This is a genomic window from Luteimonas galliterrae, from assembly GCF_023374055.1.
GTDB classification, from domain to species: Bacteria; Pseudomonadota; Gammaproteobacteria; order Xanthomonadales; family Xanthomonadaceae; genus Luteimonas_C; species Luteimonas_C galliterrae.
Genome location: NZ_JAMBEP010000001.1, coordinates 871384 through 887979, shown reverse-complemented (window position 1 = coordinate 887979; position 16596 = coordinate 871384). Strand labels below are relative to the sequence as shown.

Sequence of the window (16596 nt, the reverse complement as noted above, 5' to 3'; positions counted from 1 at the left end):
GTTCGCCTCCTGACAGTCTGCGGGAGATTACGTGGAACGCATCGCCGCTCCGCTATGGCCGCTACCGTTGGCGATCGCGCTGGTGATGCTGGTCGCCACCCATCTGGCCTGGATGCTGTCGGTGCAGGCGGGTTACGTACCGCTGTGCAACCCCTACTGGGACGGCTGCACATCGATCAGCCGCGCTGCGCGCCATGGGCTGGGCAATCATCTGTTCCGTCTCATGATGCTGCCGTGCGCCGTCTTGCAGGGCTTGCACTGGTGGTCCGCGCGCGATTGGTTGCGTTTGCAGCGCCCGGGCGCGAACGGCGGAGGCGCCTTGCTGCCTTTAGGCATAGGGGCCGCGCTGTCGTTGGCGGTCTATGCGACTTTCCTCGGCACCGAGGGCGAGGTCTACCGTTTTCTGCGGCGCTACGGCGTGATCGTCTATTTCGCGTGCAGCTATCTCGCGCAATTGGTGTTCCTGCGCCAGTTGCGGCGCCGCGGGCTGGCGCAGGGTCCGCTGCCCGGAGTCATGCTGGTGATCTGCGTGACGATGCTGCTGCTGGGCGTGATCAATGCGGTACTCGCCGCCGTCGCGAGCGAACGGCTGAAGGACGTGATGGAAAACGCGTTGGAATGGCAGTTCGGAATACTGCTGGTGGCCTGGTTCGTCGCCCAGGCCTGGCTGTGGCGGCGCAGCGGTTATGCGTTCGGCTTTCGATCCGATTCGTAGGCTTTCTCGCAGAGTCGAGCTTGCTCGGCTGCCCTTTGCAAGCCCCGCTCTACAGAAGCGGAAAAGCAGCGGAGCAAGCTACGCTCTACAAAAAAGCGGAGCTACGCGTTAAAAAAGCGGGGTTACGCACTGCGCGCACGCACGATGGCCGCTGCGCGCGCAGAACTTTCGCGGACCTTGGCGTAGTCGCCGGCCGCCAGCCATTCCTTGGCCAGCATCCACGAGCCGCCGATGCAGGCGACATTGGGCTGCGCGAGATAGTCGGCGGCGTCGTGCTCGCCGATGCCGCCGGTCGGGCAGAGTTTCAGTTCCGCGAGCGGGCCGGCCAGGCCCTTGAGCATCGCCAGCCCGCCGACGGCGCTGGCCGGGAACAATTTACAGACGCGGAAGCCGCGCGCCATCAGCGACAGCAGTTCGGTCGGCGTGGCCGCGCCCGGTACCGCGGGGACCGCGGCTTTCGCGAGTGCGTCGGCAAGCGCGGGCGGGGTGCCTGGCGTGACAAGGAAGTCGGCGCCGGCGTCGATGGAGCGCTCGATCTGTTCTGTTGTCAGCACCGTGCCTGCGCCGATCACGATGTCCGGCAAAGTTTTCTTCAATGCCGCCAAGGCGTCGATGGCCACCGGAGTTCGCAACGTCAACTCAATGGCGGACAAACCGCCTGCGAGCAGAGCCTCGGCCAGTTTGTGCGCCTGGTCGATGCTGTCGACGGTTACGACGGGAAGGATGCCCGCAGCGCGGAGCAGTCGTTCGGCTTTGTCTTGATGCTGGGCAATGGTCATTGCGTTTCCGGAGTTGCGCTTTGCAGGTTCGAGTATCGAAGCCGTCATCCCGGCGAAAGCCGGGACCCAGGCTCGTGCGGCTATCAGCGGCCTGGATCCCGGCTTTCGCCGGGATGACGGCTTGAAAGTGGATCAAGCATCCTTCGCTTCATGCGGCGCTTCCGCAGCGAGGGTACCGCCGCCGAGTTCGTATTCGGCGTCGTATTCCGGTTCGGTTTCGCCATGCTGGAAAACCGGCCCGCAGGAAATGGACAGCGCGCCCTGATCCGGCGGCGTCACCAGCGCGCGGCTGTTGGCGAAAAGATTGCGGCCCATGTCGAACGCGGGCGGCGTGCTGTCGACGGCGATGCCGCGCGCGTTCCACTCGGCGGCATCGACCAAGGCCTCCAGCACGCCGGCTTCGCCATCCAGGCGCACCATGTCGCCTTCGCGCAACTTCGCCAGCGCGCCGCCGTGCGCGGCTTCGGGCGTGACGTGGATCGCCGAGGGGATCTTGCCCGAAGCGCCCGACAGGCGGCCGTCGGTGACCAGCGCCACGCGCCGGCCCTGGTTCTGCAGCATGCCCAGCAGCGGCGTCAGCGAATGCATTTCGGGCATGCCGTTGGCGTGCGGGCCCTGGAAGCGCACCACGGCCACGAAATCCTTCGGCAGCGCGCCGGCGGCGTGCAGTTTGTTCAACGCCTGCGGGTTGTCGACGACCACGGCGGGCGCGGTGATGCTGCGATGCTCGGGCTTGATCGCCGATAGTTTGATCAGCGAACGGCCCAGATTGCCCTTGAGCAGACGCAATCCGCCATGCGTCTCGAACGGCGCCGACACCGGCCGCACGACTTCTTCGTCGCCCGATTGCGCAGCGCCGGGCGCATACGCCAGCGATCCGCCGTCCAACCGCGGCTCGTCGCAGTAAGCCCGCATGCCGCCGGCGACCACGGTCGGGATGTCCGCATGCATCAAGCCGGCGTCGATCAGTTCCCGGAATACGTACGCCGTGCCGCCGCTGGCGGCGAAGCGGTTCACGTCCGCCTCGCCGTTGGGATAGACGCGCGCCAGCAGTGGCACCGCCAGCGCCAGCGCGTCGATGTCTTCCCAAGTCAACACGATGCCGGCGGCGCGCGCCACCGCGACGAAATGGATGGTGTGGTTGGTGGAACCGCCGGTAGCGAGCAGCGCGACGACCGCATTGACGATGGCGCGTTCGTCGATCAGCTGCCCGATCGGCCGGTAGTCGGCGCCGAGCGCAGTGATGCGCAAAGCGCGTTCGGTCGCGGCGCGGGTCAGCGCGTCGCGCAGCGGCGTGCCGGGATTGACGAACGACGCCCCGGGCAGCTGTATGCCCATCGCTTCGAGCAGCACTTGATTGGAATTGGCCGTGCCGTAGAACGTGCAGGTGCCTGGCGCGTGATACGAGCCCGACTCGGCTTCGAGCAGCTCCTCGCGCGTGGCTTCGCCGGCCGCGTAGCGCTCGCGCACTTCGGCCTTCTGCTTGTTCGGGATGCCGGGCGTCATCGGCCCGGCCGGGATGAACACCGCCGGCAGATGGCCGAACGCCAGCGCGCCGATCAACAGGCCCGGCACGATCTTGTCGCACACGCCCAAGTACACGGCCGCGTCGAACATGTCGTGCGAGAGCGCGACGGCGGTGGCTTGTGCGATCGCATCGCGCGAGAACAAGGACAATTCCATGCCGGCGCGGCCCTGGGTGACGCCGTCGCACATCGCCGGCACGCCGCCGGCGACCTGCGCCGTGGCGCCGAGCGAGCGCGCGATGTCGCGGATCTGCGTCGGATACGTCTCGAACGGCTGGTGCGCCGACAGCATGTCGTTGTAAGCGCTGACGATGCCCAGATTCGGCGTGGCATCGGCCTTCAGCCGCGATTTGTCGGTGGCGTTGCTGCCGGCGAAGCCGTGCGCCAGATTGCCGCAGCTCAAGCGCGCGCGCAGCGGCCGGTTCTCGTGCATCGCTGCGACGCCGTCCAGATAGGCCGCACGCCAGCCGCGGCTGCGTTGGCGGATGCGTTCGGTGACTTCGTGCAGGACGGGGTGCAAGGTCATGGGTATCGGATCGCTGTCGAGCGGAGATGGAGCGGGATGAGGCGGATCAAGGGCACCAGTGGATCTGCAGCGCCGCACCGGGCGTGGTGAAGGCCGCGCGGACCGGCATCCGGCCGATGTCGTCGCTGTCCGGCACCCGGTCGAGCAGCTTGCGCTTGGATTCGCCGCGCACCAGCAGCATCCGTTCGCGCGCCTTCGACAATCCTTGGGGCGTCAGCGTGATGCGCAACGGCCACGCGCCGGCGCCGGGGCAGCCGCTGGCATCGAAGGACACGTAATCGGAATGGCTGGCCAGCGCCCGCGCCAAGTCGCGCGCGCCGGGGAACAGCGATGCAGTGTGGCCGTCCTCGCCCATGCCCAGCACCGCCGCGCTCGCCTGGCGGCGCGCATGGGCGTTGGCGGTGGCGACGGCTTCTTCCAGCGTGCGGCCGACGCGCGTCATCGGTTCGAAATGCGCGGCTTTGGCATGATTCTGCAGCAGCGTATCGCGCACCAGCCGCGCGTTGCTGTCGGCATCGTCCGGTTGCAGCCAGCGTTCGTCGACCAGCGCGATGTCGACCTTGTTCCAGTGCAGCGGCGTTTTCGACAAGGCGCGGTATACCGGTGCCGGCGTCGTGCCGCCCGAGAGCAGCAGGCGCGCGTGGCCGTTGCGCTCCAGATCGCGGCGCACGATGGCGGCCAGGGCCCCGGCGCAGGCCGAAGCCCAGGCGTCGGCGTCGGGATAGGCATGGAATTTCACCCGTGTCGGCGACGCGGAATCGTCATCGGTCAGCGGCGGCCGGATTTCGTTGGGCATCAGTGGCTGGCAGCGTGCTCGTTGCCGTATTGCAATGCTAGCGCGGCGGCGCCGAGCAAGCCGGGATGCGGATGGACGACGGCAAGCGTCGGCACGGCCGCCATGTTGGACGAAAACCGCCCTTTGTGCTCGAAGCGTTGCCGAAAACCCGAGTGCTGCAGCGCATTCAGCATCTTCGGCACCAGGCCTCCGGTCAGATAGACGCCGTCCCAAGCGCCGGTGGTGAGCACCAGATCGCCGGAGATCGCGCCGAATACGGCGCAGAACACGTCGATCGTGCGCATGCTGCGCACATCGCCCTGCGCGGCGCGTTCTGTGATGTCCGCCGGCCGCATCGGGCCAGGATCTTCGCCGGCGATTTCGCTCAGCGCGCGGTGGATGTTCACAAGGCCGGGCCCGCAGATCAACCGTTCGTTGGATACGCGCCCGAATTGCGCGGACAAGCGTTCGAGGATCTCGATCTCTTCCGGCGTGCCTGGGGGAAAGCTCACGTGTCCGCCCTCGGTCTCGAGCGGATAAGCGCGGCCGTCGCGGATGATCAACGCGCCCACGCCAAGGCCGGTGCCTGGGCCGAGTACGGCATAAGTGCGGTCGGCGCCGGCACGCACGGGCTTGGCCGTCGCGCCGCCGATCGGGACCAGCGCATCGCCTTCCAGCAACAGGATCGCCATCGCCTGCGCGGCGAAATCGTTGATCAGATGCAGGTCTTCGAAACCAAGCGCGGTCTGGGTGCGGCTGCGCGAAATCACCCAGGGATGGTTGGTGATGCGCGCTTGGTCGCCTTCCACGCGGCCGGCCACTGCGAACACGCCGCTGCGTATGCCGCCATCGTCGAGCGGAGTGGGTTCGATCGTATCCAAGTAATGGCGGGCGGCGTCGCCCAGCGAGGGGAAATCGGCGACCGCGAATTCGCGTACGCTCTCCACCACCAGCGGCATCGCCGCGCGGGTATCGGCCAGCGCGAAGCGCGCATTGGTGCCGCCGATGTCGGCCAGCAGCACGCGGGGGCCGGTCGCGTTCACTCGGATTTCTTCCGGTGTCCGTTGCCCGACAGCGTCGCCGGCAGGAACGCCTCGGCCGCGGCCGGGCCCCAGGAGCCGGCCGGGTAGGGCTGCGCCGGCGTGCCGGCTTTCCGCCAGGCGTCGCTGATGCTGTCGATCCACTGCCAGGCCGCTTCGACTTCGTCGTCGCGCACGAACAGCGTCTGGTCGCCCTTCAGCGCGTCCACCAGCAGGCGTTCGTAGGCGATGCGGCGTTTCGGAGCCGGCGACATCGACAAATCCAGCGACATCGGCTGCAGTTCCGTCGCGCCCCATTCCGGCGCGGCCAGGCTGCCCATCAGGCCCAACTCGATGGTTTCTTCCGGCTGCAGGCGCATGCGCAGGCGGTTGTGGCGCGCGCGTTCCTTGCTCGGCCGTTCGAATACCCAGTGCGATACCGGCTTGAACGAGACCAGCACTTCGGTGGCGCGCGAGGGCATGCGCTTGCCGGTGACCAGCCGGAACGGCACGCCGGACCAGCGCCAGTTGTCGATGTAGGCGCGCAACGCCACGAAGGTCTCCACGTCGCTGTCGTGCTTGAAGCCGCGCACCGCCTGTCCGTCGACCACGCCGTCGGCGTAGCGGCCGCGCACGCTGTCCTGGGCCACGTCGGCCACGGTCATCGGCCGCAGCGAACGCAGCACCTTGCGTTTCTCGTCGCGGATGCTGTCCGCGTCGAGCGCCGACGGCGGCTCCATAGCGATCAATGCCAGCAGCTGCAGCATGTGGTTCTGGACCATGTCGCGCAGCGCGCCGTAATGCGCGTAATAGCCTTCGCGGCCGTCGACGCCGGCGGTCTCGGCGACCATGATGTCGACCGATTCGATCCAGCGGTTGTGCCACACCGCTTCCATCAGCGTATTGCCGAAGCGCAGCGCCAGCAGGTTCTGCACCGGCGCCTTGCCCAGGTAATGGTCGATGCGGAAGATCCGCGATTCGTCCAGCGCCGCCTTGAGCGTGGCGTTGATTTCGCGCGCCGAAGCCAGATCGTGGCCGATCGGCTTTTCCAGCACCAGCCGCGATTCGCCTTCCAGCAGGCCGGCGGCCTTCAGGCCGCGGGTGGCGGGCGCGAACAGGTCCGGCGGCGTGGACAGGTAGCTCACGCTGGGCCGGTCCGCGTATTGCGACAGCGCGGCCGCCATCGCGTCGGCATCGTTGAGGTCCAGGGCGTGGTAGCGAGTGCGGCGGAGCAGGTCCTCCAGCGCCGCGTCGTCGCGCGAGTCGCCGTTCGCCAGCCGTTCGCGCAGCCAGGCCTGGAAGCCGCCGTCGTCGTATTCGCTGCGGCCGACCGCGATCACGCGGAATTCCGGCGGCAGCAGCCGATCGCGCAACAGGTGCTGCAGGGAAGGGAAGAGGTAACGCTGCGACAGGTCGCCGGTGGCGCCGAACAGCAACAGGGTGTCGTGCATGGCGCGGCTCTGGAACTCCGTCAGTAAGGTAAGGGGTCCGAAAGCGCGTCGCCATTGCTGGCGATGACCTTGCTGTAGAAGCGCGCGCTGTCCTTCGGCGTCCTTTCCTGCGTGCCGTAGTTCACGTGCACGATGCCGAAGCGCTTGGAGTATCCCAGCGACCATTCCAGGTTGTCCAGCAGCGACCACACCATATAGCCGCGGATGTCGCAACCGGCGGCGATGGCGTCGTGGATGGCGGACAGGTGCTTGCGCAGGTAGTCGATGCGCAGCGGGTCGCGGATGCGGCGGGCTCCCGATGGGTCTGTGTCGGCCACCGGCGGATCGAAGAACGCGGCGCCGTTCTCGGTGATATAGGTCGGGATATTGCCGTAGCGGTCCTTGGCCCAGACCAGCAAGTCCGTCAGGCCTTGCGGAAAGACTTCCCAGCCCGTTTCGGTGTACGTGCCGAGCGGTTGTTTGACCGGTCCGGCGCGCAAGGGATAACTGTCGTTCGCCTGGGTGACGTTGCGCGTGTAGTAGTTGATGCCGATGAAGTCCAGTTGCTGTCTGATCAGGTCAAAATCTTCGGCCGGCCAGTCCGGCCAGGCCTCGCCGAAGATCTCCTTCATTTCGTCCGGGTAGCTGCCGAGCAAGGCCGGATCCAGGTACTGGCGATTCATGTACGCATCGGCGCGACGCACCGCCGCCTGATCTTCGGCCGAATCCGACGCGGCGTATTTCGGTTCGATGTTCACCACCAGGCCGATCTCGTGCCTGCCCTCGGCGCGGTAGGCCTGCACCGCGGCGCCATGCGAACGCATCAGATTGTGCGAGGCGATCGGCGCTTCGAAACGGCTGCGATGGCCCGGCGCCAGCGCGCCGTGCAGATAGCCGCCGTCGGTGATCACCCACGGCTCGTTGAGCGTGACCCATTTCTTCACCCGGCCGTCGAGCGCGCGGTACAGCACGCGGCCGTAGTCGGCGAACCAGTCGGCGCAATCGCGGTTGAGCCAGCCGCCGCGGTCGTCCAGCGCCGCCGGCAGGTCCCAGTGGTAGAGCGTCAGCAGCGGTTCGATGCCGTTGGCCAGCAGCTCGTCGACCAGGCGCGAATAGAAGTCCAGACCTTTCTGGTTCACCCGGCCGGTGCCCTCGGGCAGGATCCGTGACCAGGACACACTGAAGCGATAGGCCTGCATGCCCAGTTCGCGCATCAGCGCCACGTCTTCCTTCCAGCGCCGGTAGTGGTCGCAGGCGACGTCGCCGGTGTCGCCGTTCAAGGTCATGCCAGGCGTGTGCGCGAACCGGGTCCAGATGCTGGGGCCGGCGCCGTCGGCCAGGGGAGAACCTTCGATCTGGTGGGCGGCCGTGGCCGACCCCCACAGGAAACCTTTGGGAAATTGCTTTTTTGCAGCGGTAAGCGGTGGGCTCATCGCATGATCCTTGGCGGTAGTCGGCTCGGCGGAGCCTGTGAAAACGATTACATGGCAGAATACCGCATGCGTCCGGCCAGTGTAATGGTGCGACCGCACAGAATGGGTCCCTCTGCAATCGTATGCGGTCCGCAGGGCGCCTTCAGGCAGGATGGAACAGGCAGCAGCCGGAGAACCGATGGCCAGAGTCCAGCTAGACCAGGTGCGCAAGGTGTATCCGAACGGCTTCGTCGCCGTCGACGGCGCCACGTTCGAAGTCGCCGACGGCGAATTGCTGGTGCTGGTCGGGCCCTCGGGCTGCGGCAAGTCGACGCTGCTGCGGATGATCGCCGGGCTGGAATCGATCAGTTCGGGCACGCTCAAGATCGGAGAGCGCGCCGTCAACGACGTGGCGCCCAAGGATCGCGACATCGCGATGGTGTTCCAGAGCTATGCGCTGTACCCGCACATGACCGTGGCCGAGAACCTCGCTTTCGGATTGAAGCTGCGCGGCCACGACAAGAACGCCATCGGCGCCCGCGTGGCCGAAGCGGCCAAGACGCTCGAGCTCGATGCCCTGCTCGACCGCAAACCCGCGGCGTTGTCCGGCGGCCAGCGCCAGCGTGTCGCCTTGGGTCGCGCGCTGGTCCGTCAGCCGCAGGCGTTCCTGCTGGACGAACCGCTGTCCAACCTCGACGCCAAGCTGCGCATGTCGATGCGGGTGGAGATCGCCCGCCTGCACCGCCAGTTGGGTGCGACGATGATCTACGTCACCCACGACCAGATCGAGGCGATGACGCTGGGCCAGCGCATCGTCGTTCTCGACAAGGGCGTCATCCAGCAGATCGATACGCCGATGGCGCTGTACAAGAAGCCGGCGAACCTGTTCGTAGCGACGTTCCTGGGCAGCCCGGCGATGAACGTGCTGCGCGGGCGCTTGTCCGGCGAGGGTGGATGGGCCGTGCAACTGGCCGATGGCATGCGCGTGCCGCTGCCCGGGGCTCGCGTGCGCGAGCAATGGATCGGACGCGAGATCGACATCGGCATCAGGCCCGAGCATCTGCGCCCGACGTCCAATGGAGAGGCGGGCGCTTTCGAGGCGGAAGTGGAAGTCGTGGAACCGGTCGGCAGCGAAGTGTTCGTCAATCTCCGGCTCGGCCAGCAGCCGCTGGTCGCGCGTTTCGAACCGAACGTGCTGCCCGAGCGCGGCAAGCCGATGGCGATCGCGGTGGCCGGCGAGCGGACGCATTTCTTCGACCCCGACAGCGGCGCTGCTCTGTAGAGCGGAGCTTGCTCCGCTGCTTTTCGCCTTTCGTAGGTGCGAATTTATTCGCACGATTTTGGCCCGAAGAGCGTGCGAATAAATTCGCACCTACGAGAGCAGCGGAGCAAGCTCCGCCTACAAAAGCGAAAGCGGATGCGTTGCCAACGCCACGGCGCTATCCGGAAATCCCGTCCCGTGCCGGCGCTTCGGCCAGGTCGGCTTCGTTGACGTCCTCGGCGCCCGGCGAAGTCGTGGCGCCATGGAATTCGGCCTCGGACATCGTCCGCTCGCGCATCTCGTCGGGCTTGACGCGCCCGAAGCGCAGGCGCAGGCGCGGCAGCGCGTAAGGGTGCGACGTGTTGAGGAATTCGACCATCCGTTCGCGCACCGCGCAGCGCAGGTCGAACAGGTCGCCGGAATTGCGCGCGCTCACCAGCAGGCGGATCTGGATGGCGCGCTGGTCGGCGTCGGTGACCTGGGCCACGCAGACCCGGCCATCCCAGCGTTCGTCGCTTTCGCAGATCCGCTGCAACGCATCGCGGACTTCGGCCATCGGCGTGCGGTAGTCAAGCCAAAGGAAAGCGGGTCCGAGCAGTTGCGAAGTGGTGCGCGTCCAGTTCTGGAAAGGATTTTCGATGAACCATTGCAGCGGCACCACCAATCGGCGTTCGTCCCAGATCCGGACTACGACATAAGTGCTGCCTATTTCTTCGACACGGCCCCATTCGCCCTCGACGATGACGACGTCGTCGAGCCGGATCGGCTGCGCCAGCGCGATCTGCAACCCCGCGATCAGGTTGCCGAACACGGGCTTGGCGGCGATGCCCGCAGCCAAGCCGAGGATGCCGGCGGAAGCCAGCAACGCCGTGCCGAGTTGGCGGATGGGCGGAAAGGTCATCAGCGCGATCGAGATGCCCAATAAGATGATCCCGCCCTGGACGATGCGGCTCAGCACACGCGCTTGCGTCTGCACCCGGCGCGCGCGCAGGTTGTCGGCGATCTCGACCGGATGCTCGCGCAGGATGCGCCTTTCCACGGCCCCCACTGCGCGCACCGCCAGCCACGTGAAGCAGAGCAGGACGCCGACGCTGAGCCAGTGCTGCGCCCGCGCGATCCACTCCGAGGGCAATGGCGTGGCGTGCACCGCGATGCTCAGGAACAGCAGCGGCAGCGCGACCGCGGCAGGCGTCGCGATCACGCGCACGACCCTGGCGCGCAACCGGGTGGCGACGTGCGCCTTCGCCCGGCGCGATACCGACGATAGCGCTTGCTGGACGAGAAAGCCCAGAGCCAGCGCGATCGCCAGCGGCCAGGCGATGGCGCCGGCTTGTTGCCAGAACCCGGATTCCATGGCTACAGCTTCGCAGCGAAGCCGTAAACATAGCGTCGACCCGAATGGGCAGCCGAAAAAGGGCGGTCCCACGGCCTATTGCCGCGAATCGCTATTGCAGGTCGCGGAAATCCGAGCCGGCCAGCAGCAGGTTGCGGCGCAGATGCTGGCGCAATGCCTTGTCCGGCCGCTTCGGCTCCACGCCGCCGAGCCGGCGGTGCAGGATTCGTTCGAGCAGGTAAAGATAGGCCTCCCGAGTGAGAGGGTCGACGAGCTGGTGCTCGCCTTCGGCATCGACGAACAGGCTCACATCCTTGCCCAGCGTCTTGAGCTCCGCCGCGTAATGCAACACGCTGCGGATCGGCACCCGTTCGTCGTCGCCGCCGGCCAGCAGCAGTACCGGGCGATTCATGCGCGGCGCGTTCGCGATCGGCGATTGCGCGCGCAGTCGCTCGGCGATGGCGGCATCGGCCGGGTCCAGCGACAGCAGACGCATGCTGGTCGAGAGCGGAATGCCTGGCGACACCCGATCTACGCTGCGCGAATACCAACGCAGCACCCAGCCGAAATCCGCCGGCGGCACCGCCGCCACGCCGACCTTGAACAATTCGGGCTGGAAGGTGACGCCCTGCAGCGCGGAATAACCGCCGAACGACGCGCCGATCATGCCGACCCGGCCGGCGTCGCCGATGCCCTGGGCGAGCAGATAGCGCACGCCGTCGACGATGTCCTGCTGCACGCGTCCGTTGCCGAAATCGCCTTTGCCCGCGAACATGTATTCGCGGCCCAGGCCGGTCGAACCGCGGAAATTGGGCTCGAAAACCACGTAGCCGCGATTGGCCAGCAGCTGCGATTGCGCGCTGAATTCCGGGCGGTACAGATTGAACGGACCGCCGTGCACGTTGGCGACCAGCGGTGCGCGCGCCGGGTCGACGCCGGGCGGCAGCAACACGAAGCCCTGCAACCGCATGCCGTCCGAGCCGGGATAGGCGAACGCGATCTTGCGCGCCATCTGCGTTTCCGGAAGGCGAGACGTCGGCGTACGGCCGTGATGGAAGCCGGCGTCGCCGAGGATCTCGCGGAAGTCGCCCGAGACCGGGTCGTACAGATGCAGCCGCTCGCCTTTCAGCGAGCCCGCGCGCTCGTGCACGAGCCAGCGCGCGCCGGCGCCGCGGCCGACTTCGATCCGCAGATTGCGTTGCGGGCAGCGCTTTTCGATGGCCTCGACATGGCGACTGGCGTCTGGCGTCAGTCCGAAGTTGGCCGCGACCGTGCTGCGGTAGCTCGCAATCAGCGGTTGCCGGGTGAGCGGATCGAGCGCGACCTCGTCGATGTCGGCTTCGCCCCGCGGATCGTCCTGCAGGGTCTGCAGCCTTCCGCCGGGATCCAGGCGGGCGAGGCGAACTCGATCGCTGCCGACGTTCGTTTCCAGCAGCGCGCTGCCGTCGTTGCCGGCCGAGAGCAGCGAGCAGCGTTCCAGGTTCACGCAGCGCATGGCTTCGCGTCGGCGGCCGCCAACGATCCGGTAGACGACGTATTTGTCGCTTTCCGCAACGCTGACGAACGCCAGCTTCGCGCGATCGTCGAACGCGAAGCCGACGATCTGCCGGGCATCTTCGTGCAGTAGCGTTTGCTTGCCGTCGACGCCGATCCGATACAGCCGCCATCGCTTGGACAGGCGCGACACCAGCGGCGGGCTTTCCAGGACGATGGCGGCGGCGGGCGATGCGGGGTCGGCCGTCTCGAACTCGCGCTCCCAGCGCCCGCCGAGTTTGGCGATCGCGCCGGAACCGGCTTGGCCGGCCGTCGCCAGCGCGAACAGCTGCCGCGGCGAGGCCAGGAACAGCCAGCGACTATCGCGCGACCACGACAATCGCGCGGCGTCCGTCTGCGACAGCAGCCGCCTCGGCGCGCCGCCGGCCGTGGGCAACAGCCAGACGCCGCGGTTGCGGCCTTCTTCGCGCAGGTAGGCGACATGGCGGCCATCGGGCGAGAGCGTGGCGCCGGAGACATCGGGGCGGGCAAGGAATTGGACGCGATCGAATTGCGGGGGCAACCGGCGTGCTTTTTCCACTGTGGCGGCAGCGCGTAGTTCGTTTGCATCTTGGGCCCGCACGAGCGGCGCCAGCAGCATCAGAGCAAGCAGCGCTTTTCTTGGGAGCGGCTTCAGCCGCGAGCTTTTCCCAACAGATAGCGATGAAAGCCAAGAGCTCGCGGCTGAAGCCACTCCCACGAAAAGCGGCCATCGCATTTTTGGGGGCGACTGCGTCCGCGCCCCGCGATACTCCGGGAACGTTGTCATGTTGTTCTCCTGCGAGGCCCGTCCAGGGACGGGCCGGAATGGGTCAGCGATCGGTCATGCGGTCGCGGCTGTCGTGAGCGGCAAGTCCGCCAGCGTTTCGCGTTTCGGATACAGCAGCCAGAGGCTCATCAGCGCCGGCAGGCCGATAGCCCCGCAGAGCACGATCCAGGCGATGCGCGTCGGCATCGGCAGCGATGTCTGGCGCGTGCGCCACACCGCTCCCAGTAGCGAGAACAGCATCAGCGTCCCGGCGATCGCCTTCGCGCCGCCCGGCACCGGCGGACGATTCGTGTCGAAATAGGGGACGTAGCCGGCGAACAGACCGGTCGCCGCTCTTTGGACGGCGTACAGGACAGGCGACACGTACCAATTGCGATAGCGCCACGCGACCGGGTAGTCCAGGCCGGTTTCGCGCCGTGCGATCCGCGATACGCGTCCTTGCTCGTCCACGCGCACGATTTCCTGGTAGGGCAGGGCGCCTTCGGCGTTGTACGAACGCCAGGTGAAGGCGAAGGAAATCAGATAGCCGTCGAGCAGTTCCATCATGTCGATCCGCGACATGTCGCCGATCTTGCCGGGCAGCGGCACGCGCTGGCGCGGCGTCAGCACGCCATCGTCGTTCTTGAACTCGTCGGCGTCGTAGAAATACAGCGCGCGATCGCTGAGCAGGGCCATGCTGTCGCCGACGTTGCCGTAGCCGGCGACGATCTCTCCGGCGGGCAGGCGCGCGCGGGGCAGCACGATCTCGTCGTCGCTGTCGTACTGGTAGACGGTGTCCCTGCTGACCAGGATGCCGTCGGCGGCGGGCAGCGGCGGATATGCGAACGGCGTCTGCCCGGCGACGCCCAACGCGCCGACTGGACGCTTGTCGACCAGGCTGTAGCCTTCGAAGCGCATGCTGTCGTGGCTGAACACCCAGCGCACGCGGCGTTCGTTGTCGTCGAACTCCATCGGCGCGAGATTGGTCAGCTCGTTGCGTACCGGCGCCGCGCGGAAATACTGGTCGATGCCGTAAATTTCGGAGATCCCCGCCTGCTCGCGCCACAGCGGCGTTTCCGGGCCGCGGCTGTCCTTCAGGCCGATGACGATCAGGTCCTTGCCTTCCGCGTTCTCGGCTTCCTTCTCGCCGCCGGCCATCGGTACGGCGCGGTTGTTGGGATGCGAGCCTTGCGCGATCCAGACGAATTCGACGCCGAAGAACACCATCACCAGCGCGAACCACATCGTCATCTGCAGCGGTGCGGCCGTCGCGACCGTGCCCACCGTGCTTCGTGGCGCCGCGCCGAGGTCGGGTTTGAACGCGGCCAGCACCATTGCCGACAGGAAGGCCAGCGCCATCAGCTGCACCACGATCGCGCCGATGCCGGTAGCCCGGCCGAACGCGAGCAGCAGCAGGAAGACCAGCGCGCAGAAACTGTAGCGCTTGTTCGCCAGCATCGCGTAACCGCCGGCAAGGTAAGCGCATAGCGCGATCAGCCATCCCGACAGGCACAGCAGCAGGTGCCGCGCGTCGACCACGCGCGCGGTCATCAATTCCTGCCAGCCCGCGATCAGCAACAGTGGCAGCAGCACCGCGATCGCCAGCAAGGCGACGCCGGCGCCGAACAATGCGGCCGCCACCTGCCAGTGCGGCATCGGCCTGTGCAGCAGATTCAACCAGGTGTTGGGACGGCGATATCCGCCCATCTGGTACAGCCCCAGCAACATGCCGGTGAGACCGTACACGCCTCCCAGCACTTCGTAGACGAGTTCGGGCTGCTGCGCCAGATCGACCACGCGGGTCATGAAACCCAGCACCACCACCTGCAGCGCGGCGTAAGCGGCGACCCAACTGCGGAAGCGCAGAATTTCGGCCTTGAATAGATCCCACATGTCTGTAGTCCTTTTTCCTGTCATCCCGAACGAAGTGAGGGATCTGCTTTCCCAGGGAGTAGATCCCCACTTCGTTCGGGACGACGAATTGGATGATGTTCAGGCCGTCTGCTGCACCGGCGCCGCGTGGTTCTTGGCCAGGAAACTGTTCACCGCACGATCCAGGCTCACCTGCATGCTCTGCACCGAGCGCGCGCCGTTGGCGCGCAGGAAATCGGCGAAATCCTCGTCCTGGTCCAGCACCAGGTAGTGGTGCAAGCCATCCAAACGCTGCATTTCCAGCAGCCCCGGCACCGTGGCCGGCGGCGGTCCCTTGAACGGGATATCGGCGATCCAATGGCTGACGCGCGCGCAGAAATCCTCCGGCGCCGACATGTTCTTCAGCTGCCCGCGTTCCAAGATGATCAAGTTGTCGGCGACGCGCTCGATCTCTTCCATCTGGTGCGAGCAATAGATCACCGTGCATTCGTCGGCGGCATTGCTGTACATCAGCGATTCCAGGAAGGCGCGCTTGGCGACCACGTCCAGGCCGAGCGTCGGTTCGTCCAGCACCAGCAGTTCCGGTCCCTGCGCCAACGCGAGCGCCAGGTTGAAGCCGGCGCGTTCGCCGCGCGACAACTGGCCTACTTTCTGCTCCGGCAGCACGTGGTAGTGGCCCAGCACGCCTTCGAAAGCGGCTTCGCTCCAGCGCGGATACTGGCGGCGGTGCATGTCCTTCACCGCCGACACGCGCATCCAGCCGGGGAGGGTGTGCTCTTCGTTGACGAAGCCGATGCGGGCGCGATCCCGCGGCGTCAATCGCTGGCTGTCGTGCCCGAGGATGCGCGCTTCGCCCGCGGTCTGCGGCAGGAAGCCCAGCAGGATGCGGAACAGCGTGGATTTGCCGGCGCCGTTGGCGCCGACGATGGCATGGATACGGCCGCGCGGTATGCGCAAATCGAGGCGATCGAGCGCGAGCTTGCGGCCGTAGCGTTTGCTCAGCTCGACGGTCTCGATGACGTATTCGGGTTCGGGGACGGACATGGCGGTCTCGTGCGGTGGTCGTCGGGTTTCAGGAATCAAGCGGTCTTGCGGGGAACAAGCAGACGAAACTCGTGGTGCAGGCGCGCCTGCACCTCGTCAGGCGGGTAATCGAGCGCGATCACGTCGTGCAGGAAGCGCTGGATGGCGTCGTCCAGGCGGCGCTCGCGTTCTGCATCGCTCAAGCGCTGGCGGGGCGGCGCCACGTACAGGCCCAGGCCCTGGCGCGACTCGAGCCAGCCCTCGGTAGTCAGCTCGGTGTAGGCCTTGGCGACCGTGTTCGGATTGATCGTCAGTTGCTGCGCCAGGCCGCGCACGCTGGGCAGTTGCGCGCCGGGCTCGAGTTCGCCGGTGGCGATCTTCATGCGCACGGCATCGACGATCTGTTTGGTGATCGGGCGGGGATCGCCGGTGGCGATCTGGATCATCAGGGCTTGGGTACGGGCCATCTCGACTCCTGCTGCACTAACTGTACTATAGGTACCAGTACAGTACATACAGGTCCGGTCTGTCAAGCGGCATACGACGAAATGGGACAAGGCGGCGCCGAAACCGCTTTTCGTAGATGCGAATTTATTCGCACGCTTTTTTCGCCCACCCGAAAAGCGTGCGAATAAATTCGCACC

At 66.6% G+C, this 16596-nt stretch carries 13 protein-coding genes; 2 read left to right on the top strand and 11 right to left on the bottom strand.

The window, feature by feature from the left end:
• Positions 1–31: 31 nt before the first annotated feature.
• On the top strand, positions 32–715 hold the full coding sequence (locus M2650_RS03970; RefSeq protein WP_249471486.1) for a hypothetical protein: 684 nt from the start codon (positions 32–34) through the stop codon (positions 713–715).
• Between the two features lie 122 nt (positions 716–837).
• Here M2650_RS03970 and eda read toward each other — a convergent pair whose 3' ends face one another.
• From eda to M2650_RS03940, 6 genes are all read right to left on the bottom strand, one after another.
• The gene (gene eda, locus M2650_RS03965; RefSeq protein WP_249471483.1) at positions 838–1494 is read right to left on the bottom strand and encodes a bifunctional 4-hydroxy-2-oxoglutarate aldolase/2-dehydro-3-deoxy-phosphogluconate aldolase; all 657 of its coding nucleotides are present in this window, start codon (positions 1492–1494) and stop codon (positions 838–840) included.
• A gap of 132 nt (positions 1495–1626) precedes the next feature.
• A complete protein-coding gene (gene edd / locus M2650_RS03960) occupies positions 1627–3546 on the bottom strand; it encodes a phosphogluconate dehydratase (RefSeq protein ID WP_249471480.1) in 1920 nt (639 codons plus the stop codon).
• Positions 3547–3592: 46 nt separating this feature from the next.
• On the bottom strand, positions 3593–4342 hold the full coding sequence (gene pgl / locus M2650_RS03955) for a 6-phosphogluconolactonase (RefSeq protein ID WP_249471477.1): 750 nt from the start codon (positions 4340–4342) through the stop codon (positions 3593–3595).
• Positions 4342–5364, bottom strand: a complete 1023-nt coding sequence (gene glk, locus M2650_RS03950) for a glucokinase (RefSeq protein WP_249471474.1) — start codon at positions 5362–5364, stop codon at positions 4342–4344. The genes pgl and glk overlap by 1 nt, the downstream gene beginning before the upstream one ends.
• On the bottom strand, positions 5361–6791 hold the full coding sequence (gene zwf, locus M2650_RS03945) for a glucose-6-phosphate dehydrogenase (protein WP_249471471.1): 1431 nt from the start codon (positions 6789–6791) through the stop codon (positions 5361–5363). Before zwf ends, glk begins: the two co-directional genes overlap by 4 nt.
• A gap of 20 nt (positions 6792–6811) precedes the next feature.
• Positions 6812–8203, bottom strand: a complete 1392-nt coding sequence (locus M2650_RS03940; protein WP_249471467.1) for a GH1 family beta-glucosidase — start codon at positions 8201–8203, stop codon at positions 6812–6814.
• 178 nt (positions 8204–8381) lie between these two features.
• Between M2650_RS03940 and M2650_RS03935 the strand changes: the two genes are divergently transcribed.
• Positions 8382–9464 carry an ABC transporter ATP-binding protein gene (locus M2650_RS03935; protein ID WP_249471464.1) on the top strand — a complete coding sequence of 361 codons (1083 nt, stop codon included), beginning with the start codon at positions 8382–8384 and terminating at the stop codon, positions 9462–9464.
• A gap of 157 nt (positions 9465–9621) precedes the next feature.
• Here M2650_RS03935 and M2650_RS03930 read toward each other — a convergent pair whose 3' ends face one another.
• The 5 genes from M2650_RS03930 to M2650_RS03910 all read right to left on the bottom strand — a co-directional run bounded on the left by M2650_RS03930 (position 9622) and on the right by M2650_RS03910 (position 16419).
• Positions 9622–10797 carry a mechanosensitive ion channel family protein gene (locus M2650_RS03930; protein WP_249471461.1) on the bottom strand — a complete coding sequence of 392 codons (1176 nt, stop codon included), beginning with the start codon at positions 10795–10797 and terminating at the stop codon, positions 9622–9624.
• Positions 10798–10888: 91 nt separating this feature from the next.
• The gene (locus M2650_RS03925; RefSeq protein WP_249471458.1) at positions 10889–12832 is read right to left on the bottom strand and encodes a S9 family peptidase; all 1944 of its coding nucleotides are present in this window, start codon (positions 12830–12832) and stop codon (positions 10889–10891) included.
• A 300-nt stretch (positions 12833–13132) separates the two neighbouring features.
• Positions 13133–14950, bottom strand: a complete 1818-nt coding sequence (locus tag M2650_RS03920; protein WP_249471455.1) for a hypothetical protein — start codon at positions 14948–14950, stop codon at positions 13133–13135.
• Positions 14951–15049: 99 nt separating this feature from the next.
• Entirely contained in the window at positions 15050–15973 is a 924-nt protein-coding gene (locus M2650_RS03915; RefSeq protein WP_249471453.1) for an ABC transporter ATP-binding protein, read from the bottom strand.
• A gap of 35 nt (positions 15974–16008) precedes the next feature.
• The gene (locus M2650_RS03910) at positions 16009–16419 is read right to left on the bottom strand and encodes a GntR family transcriptional regulator (protein ID WP_249471450.1); all 411 of its coding nucleotides are present in this window, start codon (positions 16417–16419) and stop codon (positions 16009–16011) included.
• Positions 16420–16596: the final 177 nt, after the last annotated feature.

Excerpts from the sequence above, each read along its gene's own strand:
- eda (WP_249471483.1), bottom strand. The coding sequence starts at position 1,494 with ATGACCATTGCCCAGCATCAAGACAAAGCCGAACGACTGCTCCGCGCT.
- edd (WP_249471480.1), bottom strand. The coding sequence starts at position 3,546 with ATGACCTTGCACCCCGTCCTGCACGAAGTCACCGAACGCATCCGCCAA.
- pgl (WP_249471477.1), bottom strand. The coding sequence starts at position 4,342 with ATGCCCAACGAAATCCGGCCGCCGCTGACCGATGACGATTCCGCGTCG.
- zwf (WP_249471471.1), bottom strand. The coding sequence starts at position 6,791 with ATGCACGACACCCTGTTGCTGTTCGGCGCCACCGGCGACCTGTCGCAG.
- M2650_RS03940 (WP_249471467.1), bottom strand. The coding sequence starts at position 8,203 with ATGAGCCCACCGCTTACCGCTGCAAAAAAGCAATTTCCCAAAGGTTTC.
- M2650_RS03935 (WP_249471464.1), top strand. The coding sequence starts at position 8,382 with ATGGCCAGAGTCCAGCTAGACCAGGTGCGCAAGGTGTATCCGAACGGC.
- M2650_RS03930 (WP_249471461.1), bottom strand. The coding sequence starts at position 10,797 with ATGGAATCCGGGTTCTGGCAACAAGCCGGCGCCATCGCCTGGCCGCTG.
- M2650_RS03920 (WP_249471455.1), bottom strand. The coding sequence starts at position 14,950 with ATGTGGGATCTATTCAAGGCCGAAATTCTGCGCTTCCGCAGTTGGGTC.
- M2650_RS03915 (WP_249471453.1), bottom strand. The coding sequence starts at position 15,973 with ATGTCCGTCCCCGAACCCGAATACGTCATCGAGACCGTCGAGCTGAGC.
- M2650_RS03910 (WP_249471450.1), bottom strand. The coding sequence starts at position 16,419 with ATGGCCCGTACCCAAGCCCTGATGATCCAGATCGCCACCGGCGATCCC.